The organism is Rheinheimera baltica DSM 14885 (assembly GCF_000425345.1).
Classification (GTDB): domain Bacteria; phylum Pseudomonadota; class Gammaproteobacteria; order Enterobacterales; family Alteromonadaceae; genus Alishewanella; species Alishewanella baltica.
This window is the reverse complement of the sequence record NZ_AUDG01000004.1, coordinates 1-22,679: the sequence shown is the minus strand read 5'-3', so window position 1 is coordinate 22,679 and position 22,679 is coordinate 1. Positions and strand designations below refer to the sequence as shown.

18 protein-coding genes and 2 pseudogenes are annotated in these 22,679 nt (G+C 47.5%); 12 read left to right on the top strand and 8 right to left on the bottom strand.

The features are described from left to right. Window positions 1-13: 13 nt before the first annotated feature. The 4 genes from H595_RS0103190 to H595_RS0103170 all read left to right on the top strand — a co-directional run bounded on the left by H595_RS0103190 (window position 14) and on the right by H595_RS0103170 (window position 3,682). Window positions 14-2,248 carry an exonuclease domain-containing protein gene (locus H595_RS0103190; protein ID WP_027669888.1) on the top strand — a complete coding sequence of 745 codons (2,235 nt, stop codon included), beginning with the start codon at window positions 14-16 and terminating at the stop codon, window positions 2,246-2,248. A gap of 200 nt (window positions 2,249-2,448) precedes the next feature. Then, window positions 2,449-2,862, top strand: coding sequence for a hypothetical protein (locus H595_RS0103180; protein ID WP_027669887.1), 414 nt, complete (start codon window positions 2,449-2,451; stop codon window positions 2,860-2,862). A gap of 103 nt (window positions 2,863-2,965) precedes the next feature. Beyond that, window positions 2,966-3,292: a hypothetical protein gene (locus H595_RS0103175; RefSeq protein ID WP_027669886.1), complete on the top strand. Its 327-nt coding sequence runs from the start codon at window positions 2,966-2,968 to the stop codon at window positions 3,290-3,292. A 96-nt stretch (window positions 3,293-3,388) separates the two neighbouring features. Continuing rightward, window positions 3,389-3,682: a hypothetical protein gene (locus tag H595_RS0103170; RefSeq protein WP_027669885.1), complete on the top strand. Its 294-nt coding sequence runs from the start codon at window positions 3,389-3,391 to the stop codon at window positions 3,680-3,682. A 134-nt stretch (window positions 3,683-3,816) separates the two neighbouring features. Here H595_RS0103170 and H595_RS0103165 read toward each other — a convergent pair whose 3' ends face one another. Then, window positions 3,817-4,740, bottom strand: a complete 924-nt coding sequence (locus H595_RS0103165; protein ID WP_027669884.1) for a peptidylprolyl isomerase — start codon at window positions 4,738-4,740, stop codon at window positions 3,817-3,819. A 346-nt stretch (window positions 4,741-5,086) separates the two neighbouring features. Between H595_RS0103165 and H595_RS23385 the strand changes: the two genes are divergently transcribed. Then, window positions 5,087-5,458 (top strand): hypothetical protein, encoded by a 372-nt coding sequence (locus H595_RS23385; protein ID WP_051219718.1) that lies wholly within the window; start codon window positions 5,087-5,089, stop codon window positions 5,456-5,458. A 58-nt stretch (window positions 5,459-5,516) separates the two neighbouring features. Here the strand turns inward: H595_RS23385 and H595_RS0103150 are convergent, their stop codons facing one another. Next, on the bottom strand, window positions 5,517-8,564 hold the full coding sequence (locus tag H595_RS0103150; RefSeq protein ID WP_027669883.1) for a M6 family metalloprotease domain-containing protein: 3,048 nt from the start codon (window positions 8,562-8,564) through the stop codon (window positions 5,517-5,519). A gap of 293 nt (window positions 8,565-8,857) precedes the next feature. After that, complete coding sequence (locus tag H595_RS24085) at window positions 8,858-9,007, bottom strand: hypothetical protein (protein WP_156885911.1); 150 nt, start codon at window positions 9,005-9,007, stop codon at window positions 8,858-8,860. Window positions 9,008-9,176: 169 nt separating this feature from the next. On the opposite strand from H595_RS24085, the gene H595_RS0103140 reads away from it, so the two are divergent. From H595_RS0103140 to H595_RS21540, 4 genes are all read left to right on the top strand, one after another. Beyond that, window positions 9,177-10,115 carry a YihY/virulence factor BrkB family protein gene (locus H595_RS0103140; protein ID WP_027669882.1) on the top strand — a complete coding sequence of 313 codons (939 nt, stop codon included), beginning with the start codon at window positions 9,177-9,179 and terminating at the stop codon, window positions 10,113-10,115. Between the two features lie 108 nt (window positions 10,116-10,223). Beyond that, window positions 10,224-10,913: a monofunctional biosynthetic peptidoglycan transglycosylase gene (gene mtgA, locus H595_RS0103135; protein ID WP_027669881.1), complete on the top strand. Its 690-nt coding sequence runs from the start codon at window positions 10,224-10,226 to the stop codon at window positions 10,911-10,913. A gap of 70 nt (window positions 10,914-10,983) precedes the next feature. After that, entirely contained in the window at window positions 10,984-11,817 is an 834-nt protein-coding gene (locus H595_RS0103130; RefSeq protein WP_027669880.1) for a DNA ligase, read from the top strand. Between the two features lie 52 nt (window positions 11,818-11,869). Further along, entirely contained in the window at window positions 11,870-13,120 is a 1,251-nt protein-coding gene (locus H595_RS21540; RefSeq protein WP_205623163.1) for a serine hydrolase domain-containing protein, read from the top strand. 23 nt (window positions 13,121-13,143) lie between these two features. Here the strand turns inward: H595_RS21540 and H595_RS21535 are convergent, their stop codons facing one another. Beyond that, window positions 13,144-15,135 (bottom strand): tetratricopeptide repeat-containing diguanylate cyclase, encoded by a 1,992-nt coding sequence (locus H595_RS21535; RefSeq protein WP_156885910.1) that lies wholly within the window; start codon window positions 15,133-15,135, stop codon window positions 13,144-13,146. Window positions 15,136-15,602: 467 nt separating this feature from the next. On the opposite strand from H595_RS21535, the gene H595_RS21530 reads away from it, so the two are divergent. Continuing rightward, on the top strand, window positions 15,603-17,390 hold the full coding sequence (locus tag H595_RS21530) for a hypothetical protein (protein WP_051219716.1): 1,788 nt from the start codon (window positions 15,603-15,605) through the stop codon (window positions 17,388-17,390). Between the two features lie 72 nt (window positions 17,391-17,462). Here H595_RS21530 and H595_RS0103105 read toward each other — a convergent pair whose 3' ends face one another. The 3 genes from H595_RS0103105 to H595_RS0103095 all read right to left on the bottom strand — a co-directional run bounded on the left by H595_RS0103105 (window position 17,463) and on the right by H595_RS0103095 (window position 20,096). Further along, complete coding sequence (locus H595_RS0103105; protein WP_027669879.1) at window positions 17,463-18,380, bottom strand: DMT family transporter; 918 nt, start codon at window positions 18,378-18,380, stop codon at window positions 17,463-17,465. Window positions 18,381-18,471: 91 nt separating this feature from the next. Then, window positions 18,472-19,371 carry an AraC family transcriptional regulator gene (locus H595_RS0103100; protein WP_027669878.1) on the bottom strand — a complete coding sequence of 300 codons (900 nt, stop codon included), beginning with the start codon at window positions 19,369-19,371 and terminating at the stop codon, window positions 18,472-18,474. A 116-nt stretch (window positions 19,372-19,487) separates the two neighbouring features. Continuing rightward, the gene (locus tag H595_RS0103095) at window positions 19,488-20,096 is read right to left on the bottom strand and encodes a TetR/AcrR family transcriptional regulator (protein WP_027669877.1); all 609 of its coding nucleotides are present in this window, start codon (window positions 20,094-20,096) and stop codon (window positions 19,488-19,490) included. A 465-nt stretch (window positions 20,097-20,561) separates the two neighbouring features. Between H595_RS0103095 and H595_RS0103090 the strand changes: the two genes are divergently transcribed. Together H595_RS0103090 and H595_RS0103085 are read left to right on the top strand one after the other, a co-directional pair. Then, window positions 20,562-21,830: an efflux RND transporter periplasmic adaptor subunit gene (locus tag H595_RS0103090; RefSeq protein ID WP_027669876.1), complete on the top strand. Its 1,269-nt coding sequence runs from the start codon at window positions 20,562-20,564 to the stop codon at window positions 21,828-21,830. A gap of 10 nt (window positions 21,831-21,840) precedes the next feature. Continuing rightward, window positions 21,841-22,416 (top strand): annotated as a pseudogene (locus H595_RS0103085) (efflux RND transporter permease subunit); the annotation flags it as partial. A 17-nt stretch (window positions 22,417-22,433) separates the two neighbouring features. Here H595_RS0103085 and H595_RS24250 read toward each other — a convergent pair. Next, a pseudogene (locus H595_RS24250) lies at window positions 22,434-22,679 on the bottom strand (hypothetical protein); the annotation flags it as partial.

Below are 22,679 nucleotides of genomic sequence, written 5' to 3'. Positions count from 1 at the left end.
TAGGCGTTGCCTGATGGCGGAATTACGCAAAGAGCTCGACAGCGGTTATTACCTGCAGCACTTTAATGAGTTGCTGCAGTTTGTCGCAGAACATTACCAGCCCGTGTTAAGTGCCAACAGTAGCGCCTTTATCCATGATTTTAATAGCTTAACGGAACCTGCACGGCAATTGCTGGTGCGTATGCTTAACCGCAAAGGCACCGTGTTTAGTGATACTGAGCTTAGCTATGCTGAAATTGGCGCAACAGCGCCGTTATTAGATGAGCTGATTGCCGCTGCTTTTGTTGCGCCGTTAGCGACGGACAACCTGGCCGATTTTTGGCTGCGGCTAACAAAAGACACGCTATGGCAATTACTGCAGCTGGCACAAAGCGAATTGTCTGAGCCCATAGGCTCGAAAAAAAGCCAAACCAAACCACAGTTACTCGGCGCAGCGTTAAAGCTACCGGTTAACTGGTTGCTACTTATCAAGCAATTGCCGCAGCGCTATGTTGCGTTGCAGCGCCAGGATGCATTGAACTACCTATATTTTCTCTATTTTGGCCGTATTGAGGCCAATTTGTCGCTGTTTACCCTGCGTGACTTAGGTATTCGTCAAACCGGCCAGTTTAAACAGCAGTTTAGGCCGCGCTTTACTGACGCTAACCAGGCACAACTGGCGTATCAGCTAGCCAAAGCCAAGCCCGCTATTATTGAGCTTGGTAAGCAGTTAAAAAAACAGCCCGACAAGGCCGAAGCATTGTTAAGCCACTGGCTGGTTGAAGTGACAGCCTGGCCGCTGCCTGACGATAACGCGCTACTATTAAAACGTAGCGAACGCTGTTATCAGCTGGGTAAACTGGCCGAGCAATATAAACTCAACACGCTGGCTATTGCCTTTTACCAGCACAGTAATGGTTTCCCGGCGAGCGAGCGTTTGGTGCGGTTGTACTATTCACAAGCGGCGCAGGTTGATGGCCATCTGGTAGCATGCCAACAGTATTTGCAGCAGCTACTAGACGACCCCAGTTGCGACGAAGAATGGCTGTTTGCTGAAGACTTTTACCGGCGTAAGTTTAGCCAGGATATGACGAATAAGCGCCGCTCGCAGTTAACCCAACTACTGCAAGACGCACCGCTGGTGGGTGTAGACGAGCTGTATTTAGGCAAAGCCGAGCAGGGCTTAATGGCGTATTACCGCGATAAAGGCTACAGCGTATTTCATGGCGAAAATAACCTCTGGCTGGCGCTGTTTGGCCTGTGGTTTTGGCACGAATTATTTGAGCACAGCGACAGCGCACTGCATAACCCGTTTGAACGCCGGCCACGCAATTTAACCGCCGGTGGCTTTTATCAGCAGTTTGAACAGGCGATAGAAAAAAAGCTAAACCAGCTGGCACAGCCAGGCGCAGCCACTACACTGCTTAGCGCTTTAACCGCACACTATGGCAAAGCTAACAGTCTGTTTTACTGGCATAGCGATTTAGCCCAGCAGCTATTGCCACTATTGCAACATGCGCCCAAGGCTGGTGACGAAAGCGCATTAGCGCCAATACTGCGCGCCATGGCACAGGACTTCTTCCGCCACAGCAGTGGTTACCCGGATTTACTGCTAATTAAAGATAATCAGCTTGAGTTTATTGAAGTAAAAGCCCCCGGCGATAAAATACAGCGCCATCAGTTAGCCCGCTTGCTGGCGCTGAAAAACGCCGGTTTTAATGCCCGCATTGAAAAACTGCAGTGGATAGTCGACCCAAACCGTATCTATGTGGTGCTGGACGTAGAAACTACCGGCGGCAAGGCCGGTACAGATAGGGTAACCGAAATTGGCGCGGTAAAAATGCAGGCCGGCGAAGTGCTGGGCACCTTTAACACGCTTATTAACCCCGAGCGGCATATTCCGTCGTTTATCCGCCGTTTAACCGGCATTAGCGACGCCATGGTAGCAGTTGCACCTAAGTTTGCCGATATCGCCAACCAGCTCAATGAGTTTTTACAAGGTGCGGTGTTTGTTGCCCACAACGCCAAGTTCGATTACGGTTTTATCCGCGCCGAACTGGCCCGCTGCGACATTACGCTGGACATGCCGCAGCTATGCACCGTAGTCAATATGCGCCGCTACTATCCGGGGCTGCAATCATACAGCCTGGGCAAACTGTGTGCAGAGTTCGATATTAAACTCACCAACCACCACCGCGCGTTAGCCGACGCCACCGCTACCGCAGAATTGTTAAAGCTGATTAATGCCAGGCGCACCGCCACAGAATAAGGCTGGTAGCTGACGTGTTTCCGCGACAAAAAGCACTGTATAACCATGCAGTTTTCTCGTCTGAGTTTTTTATCTGCAACTTGCGGGTTTAAAACCCGTATTCTGCTGCAACATAAATTGCTACAAGATAAAAATGCTTGATTTACATTTGGCTAGCAGAATAGACTGGATTCAATTTTGGAACTTGCGGGATCAGAAACATGCAACTCGCGGGTTTTGGTCCTTTGAATAAGCTGTTATACATTTTTGGAGTTCATTTGAGCAGGATAGCTATATTCACATTATGTTTAGCCCTATCTGGCTGTAGTTCATACAAAGCCATTAATGGTTACCCTGAAAATGGAGCCAGTGGATATTCCGAACAATCTTTAGATGATGGCTCATTTTTGCTGCGTGTGGATGGTCGTGACAATGAGTCTTACGCGGAGTTACGGCTTAAATTATTAAGAAGAGCCGCTGAAATCTGTCCAGGCTCATTAGAACTTTCAAATTACACGATGAAACAAGGATTTGTGATTCATGCAAAAAGAGTTTACTGGCCATACGTCACTGCAATATTAAATTGCACGGAGTTACCAATTGATAAGTCTGTTATGTTTGAGAGCGATGTATAACAAGGCCATTAAAACGCGGACACAAAACAGCTGGCTTGTGCTCCTTCGTCGCCAATTATAGCCAGCTATTTTGTGCCGTTTATGGCGGCGTTATAAGGCCAAGATGAAAGCTGCGTTATTTTCGACATTATTTGTTCTTTTTTCATTAGGCACGCACGCTACAACTTTAGGTAGTGCAGTATCAAAGGACTACTTTGAAAATGAATGTATTGCTGAGGCCGAAGCTAGAAAACAACAGAGTTTAAGTAATAATTTTTGCAGTGCATATATCACTGGCTTTTTGGATGGAGCTAATAATCCAAAGGGCTGTGAAATAAAAGACTTAACGTACTTTATCGAGCGTTTTGTTTCGTTTAGCCGAAATCAAAAAAGTGAATATTTTGGCATTGTAGTTAAGTCTTTTGTGGCCAACGGCTGTAAAGCCTTATAACAAGCGCCATCAAAAACGCGCCCTTTGGGCGCTCGACTCGCAACAAGTTGCTCGCGTTTGTGGCGGGCGTTATGGTTTTCCCAGTGGGAGGTATCAGTGCAAGACAATGAGATCGTGATCGGCATTGCCTGGTTTCAACCTGAAAGCTGGGAGCGGTTAAAGAAAATCGCTGATGATCGTGCTGAATTAGACGATAGTTACGACGAATGGAAGAAGAATGCAAACTCGGCATTAAGTGATATTCGCGCAACGGGCAAGATAGTTAAAAGGGTAAATGTTGATCTTGACGAACTACTTAGCTGGTGTAAGGCACAAAATAAGCCGGTCAATTCAGCTTCGCGGGCACAGTTTGTATCGGGGAAGTTACGTGTTAAACCCAATAAACCATAACAAGGCCAGTCAGCAACGGCCACTGCGTGGCCTGGACCTCAAATCGATACTTCCCCCAATCAATCAATAGGGTCAGTGGCATTGATTTAGTGACAGCAATATCAACTGTACTGACCCCTGCTATCCGCACGCCGTTAGTTCACCGGCGTTTCTCTCACCGGCACCCGGACATTACAGACTTCAATAAACCCGGCGGGGTGTTGATACCAGTCACCACCGCGGTTGCGCTGTGCTTCTACTACGCCTTTAAAGGTTGCCGTGTCGGTGCGCAGCACTTGCAGTGCTGCGCGCTGTGCGGGTGGTAAGTCTGCGGCCAGGCTAATGTCTTTGATAACAGTGTACTGGTTGGCTGACGTATAGAAACCCATATCGCCCTGTCCTCTTGGCAGGGTTGATAATAATGACATGCCCTGGCGCACTGTGCCAACCAGGGTAATATTGCGATCCAGATGCCGTGGCGCATGGCCTGTTACCACATACATAGACGCGCCTGAACCACTATCAGCGTCGTTGTCGCGGCCGATACCGACGGCGCCGTAGCAATGGGTTAACCAGCCACTGTTGCTACCGGGGTCCATTGCCATGGCAAAGCCGTTAACATGGCCGGTTTGTGGCGCGTAGCCGTCACGGTCGGCTAAGGGTGTAATAGCGAAATTTGCCGGTAGCTTAACGCTAAACTCTGCGGCTATGCTGCGCCTGGCTTGCTTTAGCGCTTTGGGCGTTGCATCGTCGGGTTCATTCCATTGCACGACGTAGTTATCTTGCACCCGTACTATAGGTATGTTTTGGTAAAAGCCTTCGCGCACCAGGGCTTTAATATTGCTGATATGCTTAGGCGCAAACTCGCTGGCTAATTCGATAACGACCCGGCCGGTGGGCAGTTCCATATATAAAGTGTTGTCGGAATCAAGCTCGCGCCAATCGCTGGCGCTACTTTGCGCCAGCCAGTCAGATACTGTTACTTTTTGGGCCACAGTATCGCTGGCTATTGCACTGCTACCGGCAGTGGCCAGCATAGCGCTGGCCATTAATGAAAAGAGCTGCTGTTTTGTTAGCATCGACTTGTTCCGGTTATTGTTTTTTTAAATAAGCTAACAGACAACTGCACCGGCCGCTACTAAGCGTTACCTTGCGCAGAGTAAATGAATCAAAAGGGTCAGTGTCATTGATTTGCAGCAGGGAAGTGTTTTTAGCTGGAATATCAACGCCCCTGACCCGATTAATCTAACCATATCGAACAATTAATGCGTTAGCCTAATGGCTTTTTTTTGCGCAAGGGAATGGTTATCTTCGATACACTGTTTTTCTAAAATGGTCTGCGCAATGCTCAGTGGTTGCGACGTGGGCAGGTTTAAGTTTATCTGACCCATAATATTATTAGGCAATAAAAATAGGGAGCACACTATGCGCCTGATTAGTGCAATCTTGGTTATGATGTTATTTGCTGCTTGTCAGCATCCTCAAAGCCCACAAGATCCAGCCAGAGAAAATGCAAACGAAGTTAGTGGTGCAAACGAGACCATAAACCCGATTGCGAAAAAGGCCTTAATCTGGCAAAAAGCTACGGTTGTTTTTATTCCTCATTCAGGTGGCTTTTATGGGCTGGTCACAGAGAAAGGGGAAAAGTTGCTGCCATTGAATCTGCCCGATAATTTCAGAATAGACGGAATTGTCATCAATGTCTTCGGCCACAAGGCTCCCAATGTCATTACGTCCGTCAATTGGGGCTCGCCATTTGATGTTAAGCAAGTTAATTTACTAATAAATAAAAATTAGCGATACAGTCTAAAAAAGAAGCAAAACGACAACGCATTTTGCTTCTCTACTTTTATGATTACTTACTTATACTTTGTTCCCTTCGCCATAGAACTAGCGCAGATATCAATAGTAATAGGAATCCACTGGTGCCGCCGCCTGAGCTACCAGAAGAATCACCATTGGATCCGCCATTGTCAGTGCTTGTGTTTCGGACGGTAATTGAGACACTATCGACTGCTTCTTCCTCACCATCTGAAACGTTGACCTGGAAAGTTAGAGTCATATCTGATGAGACCTGAGGAGCAACAAATGAGGCAGTCAGAGAATCACCGCCAGATAAAGAAACTGTTGTACCTGCCGTTTGTGTCCAGGTGATTGTTAAAGTATCTCCATCTGCATCATCTGCGGTTGCACTGATAGTGACGGAAGTGCCTTCGTTAATTGTTTGAGCCGTGCCTGCAGATACTGTCGGTATTCTGTTTACGTGCTTCACCGTGACCCGAACCGTATCTGTGACTGTTGCCTCACCATCAGAAACGGTTAGCTGAAACGCCAACACTTGGTCTTCAGTGACTTCAGGTGCAGTAAATGACGGGGTTAATGTCGTGTTATTGTTTAATGATACGACAGCGCCACTTAATTGTGCCCAATTGACCGATAAACTATCACCGTCGGCATCATTTGCAACACCCGACAAATTCACAACACTACGTTCGTCTGCTGCAATATCGTTACCGCCATTAATTTGAGGAACTGTATTACCGGATAGTTTCTGCTCAACGCCAAAATGTGCCAAATAGGTATTGTATACTGCAGCTTTATCTTTGTTTGCCAGATAACGTGTTAAACAACTGGCTATAACGACCTTAGCATTTGCAGCACCAACTGTTTTGCTTTGTGCGCACGAGCCAGAAACGTCTAACCATTGAGCTGCGTCACTGTCGTAATAACTGCCCGTGCCAGTCAGTAAATCTGTGGTTTCTTGCTCACTCCCAGACTCAAACAAGTCAGCGGAAATCAGTCGGGGATTAGAACTTAAATCTGTATCAACCGTTTTATTATCAAACAAGCTGTCACCGCTAACTCTGTTTAAATTAATTCCTGATTGCGCAATGCCAATATCAAAGAGGCTCTGCAAGGCAGAGGTTAAGCCAAAAACACCTTCTCCTTCTAAAATCAAATTACCGCCTTGCGTCAGGTAATTTTCAATAATTGCAATTTCATCGGTTGATGCTGCTCTGCCGATGAATGTTGATGAAGACACACCGCCACCAACATCTGTCCATGGGCTGTTAACTGCACCAAAATTTAAGTGAACAACAGGAAAATCCTGCACGGAAAGTGGCAGAAAATACTCAGAGTGAACAACACTCATTCCAGCTTTAGCCATCATATCGTTAAGTGGTTCATCTAACTCTGCGTCAAGATTAATGAGCAAATTACTTGGCTGGCCATCTAGATAAACAATGTCTCTAAATTCAGTGCTTTTGTAGCCCTGTTGATTAGTTGCTACTATTTTGAGCTCTTGTGAACCTTTATTGAGCAGGTCATTAGTTAAATCTAATTCAAAAGGAGAGGTGGCGGCAAAGCTGTAAACAAGTTGGTCATTGGAATATAGTTCCAGTTTGTCCAACTCAGTTGGTGTATCAACATTAATGCTTATGCTTTGCCCTACTCGTATTACTGATTTATCGCTGATATTTTCAATAGTAAACCGGGGAACCGAAGGATATACCTCGGCATTCAGAGCAATATTTGCCTCAGAATGATTTATATTTGTTAGCGCTACACCACTGTGCTCACCATTATTTAAATGGCTTTGAGGCCGGCTATTTGGCGAAAACTCATCACCTGTGGTAAAAAAATCTTCTGCGTCAGCTCCATGGCCATATAACTCAATTTCATTGAGTCCATCTGCTTGCACTAATCGAATTAACTTATCATCACTAAAGCTGTTATTATTTTCAAACCAGCCCCATTCATTAATTGTTGCATCTACATGCCATACAACCATGCCGTCATTAGGTAGATTTTGATCATTCGCATTTCTGTTTCGATATTCAACAATATAAAACTCTTCCCATTTACTATCTGCCGTAGCGTCTTTGTTTAGCAGTAAAGCGCTTGGCTTTTCGCTAAATGGTAATAAAGATACATTCTGAGCGCCGCTGCCAATTACTGTTGGTGTTAACCATCCCAACACATATTTGCTGAAGCTGTTGTGATCATGATTGCCCGCCATCTGGTCCATACCACCTAAACCACCTTTGGGGCCGATATCATCGTTGTAGTCGTAATAATCTGGCAGACCTAAAGCATGTCCGGTTTCATGGATTAGCGTTGATGGTGAAAATGGCCCTTCGTCTTCCTGATATGAAATTTGTTGCCAAGATATGTTACTTAAAGTTTTGCCGTCTACAGTAAAGGAATCGTCACCAAACCCAGAGAAAGTTCCCCACCACAAACTTGCCCACTCTCCGGTTGGGCCTGTCCAAATTACTGCCGCGTAGTCTATGTCACCATCATTGTCATTGTCATACTGACTAAAGTCGTGGCCCTGAGCTTCATGGTAATTTATTGCATCTTTGATAATGCGTTGCCACACTTGCCACCAGGAATTGTTACTATCCTCCAAAGGTCTATTGTAGTCAGTTTTATACCAGTCTAAAACGTTACCCTGAATATCAAGTTTGTTGTAAGAAGATCGCAAATAGAAGTTGCGTTGACTGTCATAAGGAAACTCTTCTGGATTGCCAGCGCCAAAAATTCGCTCGTGAACTGACTCGCGGGTGTTAGTGCCATTTTTCGGATAATCTGGAAACTCAACCAGCAATACCAGCATTTTTGGTGAGCCAATACTGGGGAAAGCGCCATCAATGGGCGTTGGTCCTTGATCTAAGGTGTTTAGGGCTTTCTCTTTTCCGGTAAAGTGATTCTTAGCAAAAGTTCTGACTAAAGCAGGGTTGAAATGGTGATTATTAAGCGACTTAACCGCCTCAACTCTTTGCTCATAGGTTCCGTCTTGTTTGTACTTGCTAATTTGCTCTTTGGTTGGAGGTTGTGTTGCGTATAGTGCTGGTGCCAACATAGCAAGAATCAACGGCAAAAAAGTTTTATTAAACATTATTCATCCTCAAAATATAACATCACTTTAAATCCCTGCATTTTTCAAGCTAGTTTTCACTATTTAAGCCGGTTCTGCTTAAGGAACAACGCTATCATTTAGAAGGTATCCCAATCTAACGAATCTAACAATACTTAAGTATTCCTTTAAAGCTGTATCTGAAGAACAATTGCCAAAATGAATTGAATAATTATGTAGAAAATTTTCACATAAAATGTCGATGTTCAATGCTAACTACTTATTGTATTAGGAAATTTTTTATTTTAGTTGGAGAAAGAAACCTTTTCCAATTATTAATTCAAGTTCAATTGGGCCCACATTGGTTGTGCAACGATAGTGATGCCTTCTGCGGCGTAACCGTGCAGATCTTTTGCCCGGGGCAGTTCTGCCGATTTTAATTCTGGCGTGCATGCCCCGGCTGCATAAATCGTTAAATGATGCATAAAGTTCGCCTTAATGGTTTAAAGTTGAAAACAAAGGGCGCACAGTGTGTGCTACAGGCTGACTCAATACAGAGGCCACACTAGCTATATGGTGTGAATTTAAGTGGGTTTTTAAGTGAATTAATTGTGATAGCGCGACATTGGCTACTATACGGAGGAATTTTTCACTATGGTTTTCCGGTTTTACAACAAACTCCCTGCTGTGGTGCGGCACTGGCTGGGTATTTTTGGCGCTGCGCTGCGGCACTGGCTGGCTAGCCAGGCTTTTATTTACGCCGCCGCTTTGGCGTTTTTCACTGTTTTTTCTATTGCGCCTATTTTGGTCGTGGTGGTGGCTCTGGTTGGGCTTATTATCGGTGAGAGCGCTGTTCAGGGGCAACTCTTCGCGCAGCTCGAAGCAACACTGGGTACGGAAGCCGCCGGGGTGGTGCAGACGGCGGTGAGCAATTCGCAGATTGACCAAAGTGGCGTCTGGCCGGCGTTAATCGGCATCGTGGCCACCATAGTGGGTGCCACCACGGTTTTCGCACAGATGCAGCAGTCGCTGAATCAGATTTGGGATGTTGCGCCTCGTCCAGCCAGAAGCAACCTGTGGATCTTTATCAAGAGCCGTTTGCTGTCGCTGACCATCATTCTGGCCATCGGCTTTATTATGTTGGTTTCGCTGTTATTGTCTGTGGCCTTGCGCAGCATAATGGCGTTCGCTGAGGAATGGCTGCCGGTTCCGGGTTGGACAATGGTAGGCATGGAATTATTGCTGTCGCTGCTGGTGATCACGTTGTTGTTCGCGGCTATGTTTAAAATCCTGCCCGATGTTCGGCTGTCCTGGCGCGACGTGCTGCCAGGTGCCTTTATCACCGCAGTGTTGTTTACGGCGGGTCGTTCTTTGATCGCCACTTATCTGGCTTACACTGCGACAGCATCGGCCTATGGCGCTGCTGGTTCTCTGGCACTGTTGCTGCTGTGGGTAAACTATTCCTCCATGATCCTGCTGTTCGGGGCGGCCTTTACGCGGGCCCACCTTGAGGGCAGAGGCGAAACTATCCGTCCGAAGAGTACCGCGGTGTGCGTGCATCGGCAATTGATCGAAGACGTGCCGCAAAGCTGAGGCGGTGCGAAGCAGATCCAATTGTTATTGCCGCGCAATTTCCTATACTGTTGCCTGTTGCAGGCGACTACGCCTTAAAGGCTGGCCTGACCTGACAAGAGAGGATAAATGACACAAGGTGAGCGCGGTTTTTTCGGTTGGGCCTGGTTTGTTGCCTGGCGTTTATTGCTGGCGTTGGTGCTGTTGTTACTGATATCTCTACTGGTGCTTCGCTTTGTACCGCCACCAACATCTGCTTTTATGCTGCAAAGTCCTTATCCTGTTAGTCAGCATTGGATAAGCATTGATAAGCTGCCTGCGCATGTGCCGCTGGCCATGGTTGCCTCTGAAGACCAAGGTTTTCCGCAGCACTTTGGTGTTGATTTCAGCGCCATTAGTAAGGCGCTTGATCAGTACGACGATGGCAATGGCCTGCGTGGTGCCAGTACCATTAGCCAGCAAACGGCGAAAAACTTGTTGCTATGGCCCGGGCGAAGCATTGCTCGCAAGGGTTTGGAAGCGATGTTTGCCGTAAGTCTGGAAGTGATTTGGGGTAAAAAACGTATATTAGAGGTGTATTTAAATATCGCCGAATTTGGCAAAGGCATTTATGGCGTGGAAGCGGCCAGCCTGCATTATTATGGTAAGTCGGCCAGCAAGCTAACCATTAACGAGGCCGCGCGGCTTGCCGTGGTATTGCCCAGCCCGCGTAAGCGTGATCCGCGCCAGTTAACGCCTTATTTGCTGCAGCGCGTGAACTGGGTTGAACGGCAAATGCGGCAACTTGATAATGATTACCTAAAACCAATTATTAATTAACGCAGTCAGCTTCAACTTGCTGAAACAGCGTGTGTCACTATACTTATGCCTTTAAATTAAAAGATGCTAAATGGTGACTAATAAGTTAATTATTGTTTTGTTACTCTGCTGCTTTCAGCTGGCAGCTGCAACGAAACCGGACCTATTGCTCGCTGAAGTCTATAGTGACAACATCGATGTTCAGCAATATTGGGTGAGTGAAAAGCTTGATGGTGTGCGCGCATTTTGGAATGGTGCACAGCTTATCTCCCGTGGCGGCAATGTGATTGCTGCACCTGGCTGGTTTGTAGCTGATTTTCCTGGTCATGAATTAGATGGTGAACTGTGGCTGGGGCGCAATCAATTTGCACAGACACTCAGTATTGTCAGTAAACATCAGGCTGTTGATAATGAATGGCAGCAAATTCGCTATTACATCTTCGAATTGCCCAATGCCGAGGGGACATTTAGCCAGCGTATTGATGCAATGCACAATATTGCTCGGCAACATAACACTCCTTTCTTAACCGTAGTGCCACAGTTTCGGCTGGCTGATAACGCGCAGCTTATGGCCAAACTAAATGAGTTGGAAGCCAGCGGTGCCGAGGGTTTAATGTTACATCATCAGGATGCCTTATATAAAACTGGCAGAAGCAGCGATTTACTAAAGCTGAAAACCTATCAAGACACTGAAGCGCAGGTAATTGGTTACCGGCCGGGCAAGGGAAAATATCAAGGCATGGTGGGGGCTTTGGTGGTTAAAACTGCTGATGGTAAAGAGTTTGCTATTGGCAGTGGTTTAACCGATGCACTACGCCAGACACCACCGCCAATTGGCAGCGTAATTACCTACCGCTATAACGGCCTGACCAAACATGGCTTGCCGCGCTTTGCGCGATTTGTGCGGCTGCGACAAGCGCTATAATGAGTAGTACGTTTAAGCACTGATGTCACCAATAAAAAAGGATAGGTACCCAATGTACGTCATACAAACTACCACCATTGCTACCTTAGCCATATTGCTCAACCTAAGCGGCCTTGCTAACGCCGCAGAAAAAACGCGCTCAGCAGATGCGGTGGCGCCGTTAGCCTATCGCCATATGCATGAGCCTATCGGCACTGTGCGGCAGATTTACGACGGCAAGCTGTATCCGGATATTCAGGTTAATACTTTTCGCAATATCGACCGGCTGTTCCCAACCCGCACCGTAGCGCGTGGCGGGGCAGTAAGCACTTTGCCGTTGAGTGAGCAGCCGCTGCAGGATTTTTCTTATCGGGTAGATGGCAAAACGTATGATCTTTATGATGTGTTGTCGATGAACCGTGTCAGCGGCCTGCTGATTATCCACAACGGTGAAATTTTATTTGAAAAGTACCTGCTGGGCAATAACCCGGATACGCGCTGGATGTCGATGTCGGTGGTTAAGTCGGTTACTGCAACCTTAATTGGCGCTGCAATACACGACGGCCATATCAATAGTATTAATGACCCTATCGTTAACTATTTGCCACGTTTTAAGGGTACCGCCTACGATGGCGTAACGGTGAAACACCTGCTACAAATGAGTTCCGGCGTGGCGTGGAACGAAACCTACACCGATCCTGCATCCGACAGACGGCGTATGCTGGAGGCGCAACTAAACCAGCAACCCGGCGCTATTTTAGATTTAATGGCGGCGCTACCACGTGCAGCCAAACCCGGTACAGTATGGAACTACAGTACCGGCGAAACCCAGCTTGCCGGTGCTTTGGTGCAAGCGGCTACCGGCAAGCCGGTGGCGCAGTATTTGTCAGAGAAAATCTGGTCGAAGCTGGGTATGCAGGCCGACGCTAACTGGTGGCTGCAATCTCCCGATGGGCTGGAAATAGGTGGTAGCGGTTTGTCGGCTACGTTGCGTGACTATGCACGTTTGGGCTTATTTTGGCTTAATGACGGTGTTATCGAATTAGATGGTAACACACAGCGGGTGCTGCCAGAGGGGTGGATGAAAGCGGCCAGCAGCAGGCAGAACATTGGCGGCAAAACAGTTGATTATGGCTATATGCTCTGGCCGATGCACGGCAAAAGCTATGCCGCCGAGGGCATTTTTGGTCAGTATGTGTTTGTTGACCCCGATAAACAGCTGGTGGTAGCGATGTGGAGTGCGCAGGCTAAACCTCTTAACCGCGCCGGGTTGGATGAATATGCTTTTTTTAAAGCATTGTCTGAGTTTTTGCCTAAGATATGATTTTCTCAAAGCGTTTAAGTTGGTTAGGGCTGCTGCCAGTAGAGTGAGCCAGGAAACGAGTGATGTACTATTACTTTGTTTTGATCTAGCCAATGTTGTAACTGCGCAGCGCTAATATTGGCAGAGGTTAGCTGTGTTTTGCAGTCTTCTATACCCACCCAGCCGTTTCGGCCAGAGTATTTAGCGGCGTACAGGCTTAAATCTGCCAGCCTTAGCAGGGTGGGCCAGTGACTGTTTTGTTGGTTCATATCCAACGGATAACAGGCATAACCCAGAGAACAGCTAACCTGCAACGGTGCTAGCCCTTCAATGATAAAAGGGCTTTGCTGTATCGTCTCGATAAAACGCTGGGCAAGGGTTTTTGCATCTTCTCGGTGTATAAAGCGGGCCACGGCAACAAATTCTTCACCGCCCCAGCGCACCAGATAATCGGTTTGACGAAACACCTGTTGCATTCTGTGTTTTAGTCTTTTAAGGACTTCGTCACCGATATTATGACCGTAGGTGTCATTCAGCGCTTTGAAATTATCCAGATCGATAAGAAACACGACGAGATCTGCGTTTTCGGGTTTGGCAGTTTTACCGGCCCGCCAGTCTTGATATAAACGTTGGCAATGGTCTAAATCATTTTCTATATGGCTCTCAAGGAAATGACGGTTGTGCAAACCGGTAAGCTTGTCTGTCAGGCTAATGGTCTCTAGCTTTTGATAGGCGAGCTGCAGCTCCTGATTTTTTTGGTTAAGCTCCAACGTTCTGGCATCTACTTGTTGAACTAAAAGCCTATTTAGCCTTTTTTGAATGTGCCGGCGGTACAGCATCAACAATATTACGAAGCCTGCTATCAGGCTAAGGATCCATAAATTGCGGGCTGACTTTTGCTGTTCCGTTTTCACTTGTTGTAAAGCTTGTTCCTTTTTTAGCAGCTCAATTTGATTTTGCTGGCGGGTAAAGTCTACCTGAGCCTGAATACTGGCTATGGCTGTCACCCGTTTGGTATTGAAAATGTCATCGTCCAGTTGCTTTTGTCGCTGCAAAGCCGCGAGCGCCTCCCTAACAGCATCCTGTTTAATTAAAACCTCGACTCGAAATTTTTCCAGTTGGGCTTCATCGGCGCGTTCATTGTTCAGGCGAGCTTGCGTTACGCCGGCATCTATATAGGCCAGCGCTGCATTATTGTCACCTTTGTTAATGGCTAACTCGGCACCAAGCTTATATGCATCTACTAATAAACTTTTATAGTGTTGCTCAATAGCACGGCCGATCACGCCGTCTAGCAGCTGTTGAGCTTTGGCATAATCGGCTTGCTCCATGGCGAGCTTCGCCAAATTTGTTCGCGCCCAGTCAGCGTCCCGGGGGGCATGAATTTGCTTAAAGAGTGCCAGAGCTTGGTTTAGATGCTGTTCAGCTTGGGCAAAATTACCTGACTCACTATACAAATAGCCCAGTTTGTTATGGCTATAAGCGATGTCCCGTGGATCACCGCTGGCCATATCAAGTTCGAGTGACTGCAAAAAATAACTCAGGGCTTTGTCGTTGTCGCCCATCACTCTGAATAAATCGCCGACGTTGTAAATAGCGCTGGCAATACCACTTTGATTGCCCAGCTCATTATGCAACTTTAGTGCGTTTTGGTGAGCCTGTAATGCCTCTTCATATTGGCCCATATTCTCAAGAATAGTACCAATAGTGTTATAGGCCGATGCTATGGCGCTGGTATCTTGCTCTGTTTGATAAATGTGCATCGCCTGATAAGTATAATTTAGCGCTGTACTGTAGTCACTTTGGTAGCGAAAAGTCAGGCCTAGTTGGCGTAAGGCGTTGGCCAAAAGTATTGACTGCTCGCTTTGCTGAAACAAACTAACAGCTTGTTGCAGCTGCTTTTTTGCTTCAGGGTAGTTATTGCGCTCCATGGCATTTCTGCCCAGGGCGTAATAGGCTTTGCCCTGTTCAACAAGATCTTTTTGCTGGTTCGCTAACTCACTATAACTCAGGGCTAGTTGGTCAGCCTTATCCATATCACCTTGCTGGCGGGCAGTGTCTATTTGTTTATACAAATGAGAAAAATCGACCTGTTCGGCTAAAGTGGGTATACCGAGGCAGCACAGTAAGAATAATAATTGGAGGCGCAGAACACGCAACACAGTGGGGCTTTCCTGTTTGATTTTTAAACAGATATCGAATCTAGCATAAAAGAGAGTCGAGCACCATTCACCGCAAAAGGTGGGTACAAAATATGATTAACGGCAAAGTTTCAGTTTGTGCTTCGAGATATTGTTTACCTGTATATTGGGTTGCAGTTGGCTGTTACGACGCTTAACGTAATATCAGTTTTTTCTCCATTGAATATCATTACGCGGTGCATTTCCTGATCTAAATTTTATCCACCTGCAACGCAAGTGTTACAAGTGCGGCCAGGCCTTAAAGCGTGTTTACAGCAACTGTACCGCTTGTTACCTCAGGATATTGTAAATGGAGCCTTAATATGAAGCTGATAACTTTTACTGCTACGTGTCTGTTATGTTCTTTACCTGTGCTGGCAGATGATGCTAAACCCAGCGCTGTAGATTATGCGATGTATTTTCAATCAGCTATTAAAGATAGTGAATACTGCTCAATGAAACTGGTGTCTGGCCAGTTGCAGGCAGTGAACAAAATTAGCGGCAAATTAATCAGTAACCCGGCGATGACGTGCCCGGATATGTTTTCCTGGAAACTGTTTGCCGAGGTTATTACCGATAAGTTTTGGTCAAACTGGGCTGACGAGCGACAGAACTGGCCGGCAGAACCCTACCCGCTTTGCCAGGCGGGGCAGAAACCGGGTGCCAGCGAGAATTGTTGCCTGCCTGGCGACAAAAATAACAGCAAAGAACATTGCCCGGTGTTCCCGGGGGAGCAGTTTACATCGCAGTTAACTGCATTGGCTAAAGCCAAGCCGGATAAAGCCGTTGAACATGCTAAAAGCAGTGAGCTAAAGCGCCACACTCGCTTACCCTTTCATAGCCAGCTTAACCCGTTAACTAAAGTTAATACGGCTGCCATGCTTAAGGCGCAGTCTGCCAGTACAGAACCGGCAAACTGTGAAGCCGTGACGGTGAATGGCCAGACAAAAAATATGGTTCCGGCTATCTCTAAAGCGTTTAAACCGGCAGATCCGCAAAGTATTGGCAGGGTTATTCGACAAACCAATGCTGAGCTGACAGTGCGTAATCAGGTTTTTCATAACTACCTGTTTAACAATAACTTGTACAATGCTAACGGCGCACTTGATGTGTTTTTTGCCAATCAGGCAAATATGCAGCAAGACGCGCCCTATCGTAAAAATAACCAGTCGGCGCATGACGGCCAACCGGCGTCCTTGGTGAGAATTGACTTACCCTCCGATGCGGTAATGATAAAAAGTAACTGGCTGCATAAGGATCTGGCGGCACAGCTTGGCATGGATACCGACGCTAATGCTTACGCCAGTAAATACCTGGCGACGCAAATAAACCTAAACGCACTGGGGTTGTCGGAAGACCCTACAGCAAGCTGTAATCTTGAGGGCGTGCATTATTTAGTCGCGTTTCATATTTCCTCCAAAGACATCCCAAATTGGGTTTGGACAACGTTTGAGCACATTGCGCTGCCCGGTCGTTGCGACGTAACGGGGTGTAACGACGCCTATGGCTACAGTAGTGCAGACGCAAGACCGGCCAATACGGCAGACAATTATGTTGTGCCTAACCAGCAATCAGACAACCTGAATCAAAGTAGCATAGTGCTGCACCATGACGCTGGATATCCAATTGAAACAATTCGGCCAGAATGGCAAAAGTTGCTTAGTGCAATGAATATTGGCACTAAAACCAGTACCAATGCGTTTGAACCGGCCGCGGCAAATAAGGCCTGGTTGAATTATCGCCTTAAAGGCTCACAGGTTGAATATGTCAACGCCATAGGCCAACCCACATTTTTGGGTAATTCAGTCACCGAGGCAGGCTTTATGGATGGCTCTAGCTGCATAGGTTGTCACTCCAGAGCCGGCGTTGCAGCGTTAGGGACTAAACCGGGTGATAAGCTAGATCCGGCCAGCAGCTTTAAACATTTTTTAGCGCTTTCGGTGTTTGAAACCAGTTTGTCTGACTTTGGCTATTTCCGTAGTCATAACGGTATTCCTAATCCGGACTGGTACTACCGCGACAACAATTCTTCACCAGAAATGGAAGTAATGCAGGCTGACTTTATCTGGGGCTTTTTAAATGCTCAACCCGTGGTTACTGAGAAAAAGTAGCTTAAGCCATGTAACGGCGGCATTTAAAGCTAATTGATTTGCTTTAAATGCCGTATTAAAGATGTATGCTGTTTAGGGGGCTAGTTGCGGTTGGCGTGTTAGCAATAACGCTTTAATTTTGGCAAACGGCGTTAGTACCAGCGCATTACCCAGCAGCACCAAAGCAAAGCCGGCAAAGGTGTAGCCACTCCAGGCAAAGTCTTCAAACAGGGTGCTTAGCACTACGGCGACCAGCGGAAACAGCACTATGGTGTAGCTGGCTTTTTCCGGCCCCATACCTTTTAACAGCGCAAAGTAAGTAGCAAAGGCGATTACCGAGCCAAATACCGCCAGGTACAGCAACGAAATAATAAAGGCCGGCGAGGTACTGAAAGTAAACGGTGTGCCGCTGAACAGCACCAGTGCCGTCAGGCCGATGGCGCCATAGAGCATGCCCCAGGCGTTAACCTGAGTAATAGGCAAACCGGCGCGCGAGTTACGTACACTGGCCATGTTGCCAAGCGATGCGCTAAGTGCGCTGCCCAGTACCAGCACTAAGCCAATTAAGCTGGCGTTGGTAAAATCCAACCCGTCTAAATCCGGGTAAAACAGTACTATTATGCCGGCGATGCCCATTAAGGCACCGAAATAAATGCGTTTGGCTACCGGCTTGCCGAAAAACAGCCGGGTATTAACAATGTTCATTAGCAACATGGTGGTAAAGGCAATGGCGGTCATGGCCGAGGTTAAATACTGCTGCGCCTGGTAAATAAGAATGTAATTCAGCGCAAAGTTAAACAGCGCCAACAACGCAATAAAGCCATGATCTTTGGCGCTAAAGCGCATTGGCAGCCGGCGCCATACACAAAACAGCCACATCAAAATGGCTGATAAAATAAAACGATACGCCAGTGATACCTCTATCGCCACTTCACCGAGCTGAAACTCAATGGCAAACCAGGTAGAGCCCCAGATTAATACAGTAACCAGGTACAGCAGCATGTTTTTCATAGTGGATGACATAGTGGGCGCAGTTGGCAGCAACAGAGGCGGTGATCATAAAGCCTTGCGTGCAGTTTAAACAGTAGCCACAGCAGAAAATTTACAGCGTTTGGCGAAAACGCGCGACATCGGCTTTCGGTGGCGCACCAAATAAGCGGCTGTATTCGCGACTAAACTGTGACGGGCTTTCATAACCTACCTTGTAGCTTGCTGTCGCGGCCTCTAAGCCTTCATACAGCATAATGCGCCGCGCTTCGTTTAAACGCAGCTGTTTTTGAAACTGCAGCGGCGACATTGAGGTCACGGCTTTAAAGCTTTGAAACAATGCTGATTCGCTTAAATGCGCAGCATCAGCCAGCTCTTTAATACGCAGCGGCTGGTTGTAGCGCTGATTCAGCATTTCTATGACTTTGCTGATGCGGTGTGCCTGACTGTCTATTTGCGTGAATTCGCGCAGTTGACTGCCAACCGGCCCAAGCAATAAGCGGTACAGCATTTCACGCTTCAGCAACGGCAACAGTATTGGAATATCTTGCGGTGATTGCAGCAACTGTGTCAGACGCTGAAATACTGACAAAAGACACAGGTCCGCATCGCCAACAGCAATACCGCGGGCAGGCATAGCCGATGGTGTTACCTTGTGAGCTATATCAATTATCAGATCTGTCAGTTCACGCAAATCCAGGTTTATCAGCAGAGCAATGTAGGGCCTGTCGGTGCTGGCGGTAATAATTTTACCGCTTACCGGCAAGGTTACCGGCGCAATAAGATATTGCAGTTCGTGGTACTGCAGTTGTTCATCACCCAACCATACCCGCTTTGAACCTTGCACCAGCAAACACAACGCAGGTTGGTAAATAGTTGGCGTTGCAGAGGTAGGGCCGTCACTATGGTATAGCTTTACGCCCGGGATGTTGGTTTCACTCAGGCCGTTGGACTGTATTGTTTGCAACAGCGGCTGAAGCATTTGCTGGCGCAAGCGTTCACGTTCGTCAGTCATAGCGGCTTCTCCACGGTATTGATAAACGCAGTATAAGCAGCCGCCGGGGCTTTGCCTATTGCCGCAGTGCCGGTTTGCAGGAATAGGCAATAACAGTGGAGTTTAAGGCAGGCGAATTAGCGCGGAAATGCCATTAGTGTTAGTTTTGCAACTTCGCGCAATTGCTCGGCGCTGGCGCCGTTGTTAGCCTGCACAGCCATACCTTGTAATACGGTACCCAGGTAACGGGCTAAGGTTTCAGCATCGGCATTGGCGGGTAAATCGCCTTCTTGCTTCGCGCGCTCAAAGCGTTCGCGCATTTTTTGCTCGCCCTCTACACGGCGGTTCATCAGTGCTTCTTTTACTGTAGCTGCCGCTTCGCTGCACGACAGTGCACCTTGTACCACCACACAGCCCTGCGGTTTGCCAGTATCAGCCATATTCATCGCAGCACCAAACAGCATATGTTCTGCAACTTCATAGGCAGTGGTTTTTTCCAGCGCTGGCAGAAAGAAAGAACAAGGGCGGCTTTCGTATAGCTCAATAGCTTTTAAAAACAGCTGTTCTTTGTTGCCAAAAGCAGCATATAAGCTGGGTTTATTTATGCCCATAGCGTCAGTCAGATCGGTTAATGATGTGCCGTCATAGCCTTTACGCCAGAATACTTCTAACGCTTTTTCCAGCGCAGTGTTGGTATCGAAGGCGCGTGGCCGGCCGACATGCGGCGTGCAATTTACTTCTGGCATGGCTCTGCTCCTACATTAAAACATGCTGATATAGTAAACAGCAAAAGACCCCATGTCCAGCAAGGGTTACTTACCGTTGAGTACAGATATCTTGCCACTGACATCAGCTATGCCTCCCAGGCGCTTACGATCGTTCAGTAAAGCTGTGGTCAGGCCGCAGCGCAGGAGTTTCAGGCAATAATGCGCCGGTATCCGGCATTAAACCCGGTATGGTGGCGCCTTACAATACTGACATAGCCTGACAGTAGCCTCCGTTGGCTTAGTGAAATCGTCGGCACTGCAATAGTGCTGTTTCAGCCTTAGAACCAATTTTTTTACCGTAGAATTAAATTAATTTACCGATTGGTACAAAATTATATTGACAGTTTTTATGTGTTCTATATATTTACCGACCAGTACAGAATTAACAAGTTTTATTTTATGCAATTTTTTGCAACCGTTAACAAGAGTGTGGAGAACAGCGTCATGAGCAGGAAAAACACTATTAGAACTTTTATGTTAGCAAGCGTTGCTGCCCTGGTGTTGGCTGCTTGTGGTAATCCGGAGGCGGCGAACCAGCCTCAAGCACCGGCTGCACCGCAGGTAAGCGTGGCGCAAGTGGTGTATGAGCGTATCACCGAATGGGATGAATTTACTGGCCGCTTGCAGGCACCGCAAACGGTAAACCTGATGCCGCGCGTGTCAGGATATATTGAACAAGTCCATTTTAATGAAGGCGCCTTGGTTAAGAAAGGCGACTTACTGGTACAAATTGACCCGCGCCCGTTTGCTGCAGAGGTTGCGCGCTTAAAAGCCGAATGGCAAAGCGCACAAAGTGCGGCCGTATTAGCGCAGAACGATTACGCAAGGGCAGAAAAACTTAGCAGCCAGCGCGCAATATCGGCCGAAGTGTTGGACAGCCGCCAGGCGCGCAAGCAGCAAACTGCGGCCAGTGTTGCCTCAGTAAAGGCGGCGCTTGATAGGGCCGAGCTCGACTTAAGCTACACCAGCGTGCGCGCGCCAATTAGTGGGCGGGTATCGTACGCTCAAGTTACGGCCGGTAACTATGTTAATGCAGGACAAAGCCAGCTTACCAGCCTGGTATCGGTAGATAAAATGTATGCCTACTTTGACGTGGATGAACAAACCTATTTGAAATACGCCTGGTTGTCGGCTGACGGTAAGCGCGCTGACACCCGCGACGAAACGGCGAATCCGGTAACCATGGCATTGGCATCTGATAACGGTTACGGCCATATTGGCAACATCGACTTTGTCGATAACCGCATTGACCCGCAAACCGGCACTATTCGTATTCGCGCCAGTTTCAACAATAGCGAAAACGATTTGTTACCCGGACTATTTGCCCGCATAAAACTGGTCGGCAGTAATTCATATGATGGCGTGCTAATTGACGAAAAAGCTATAGGCACCGACTTAAACAACAAGTTTGTCCTGCTTGTTAATGCCAGTAATCAGTTGGAATACCGCGCTGTTACCTTGGGTGAAAAAGTTAATGGCCTGCGTATTGTCAGCAGCGGGCTAAACGCAGGTGATCGCATAGTGGTTAATGGCCTGCAGCGCGTTCGCCCCAGTATGCAAGTAGCGCCTAAATTGGTTGAAATGGCCAGCAACGAGCAATTAGCCGCCCTTCGTAATACACAAAAACTGCTGGACCAAACCAGCAGCGCACTAACCGCTGAAGTAAACAGTGTCCAGAAAGTAAACACTGACACTGCAGCAAATCGCGGCTAAGGAGCCAAAAATGTTATCGCAATTTTTTATCCGCCGGCCGATATTCGCCGCTGTTATCTCGCTGCTGTTTTTTATTACCGGTGCGATAGCAGTATGGCAGTTGCCGATTACTGAATATCCTGAAGTGGTGCCACCCACAGTGGTGGTTACCGCAAACTATCCGGGCGCTAACCCAAAGGTGATTGCCGAAACGGTGGCCTCGCCGTTGGAGCAGGAAATTAACGGCGTGGAAGACATGCTGTATATGTCATCCCAGGCCACCTCGGATGGCCGCATGACATTAACCGTTACTTTTGCTATCGGTACCAACGTTGATTTAGCGCAAACCCAGGTACAAAGCCGGGTAGAGCGCGCCAAGCCGCGTTTGCCGCAGGAAGTACAACGTTTAGGCGTGGTTACTGAAAAATCATCACCTGATTTAACCATGGTGGTGCATTTAACCTCACCGGATAACCGCTATGACATGCTGTATCTGTCTAACTATGCGGCGCTGAATGTTAAAGATGAGCTGGCGCGGATAGAAGGCGTGGGTGCAGTGCGGTTATTCGGCGCCGGCGATTACAGCATGCGCATTTGGTTAGACCCTGAGGGATCCCCACGAATTTAGCCCCCGCATTCAATGTTGTAACTCGTTGTATCTAGCAAGTGTTTGCAGTGGCGCAAGGTACTGCGCCACTGTGTTGTTGTAAACATTACCTGCTTTGCCACCGCTCTTAACCCCAAGGTATGAAACGATAAGACACGTTTATCCCGATAGCTGTTTGCCTGGAACCGGCGTTGCTGATTGGCTACGGTCAGCCCAACACCCAGTAATATCAGCACTAATGAAGCTAAATTGCTCAGCAGCAG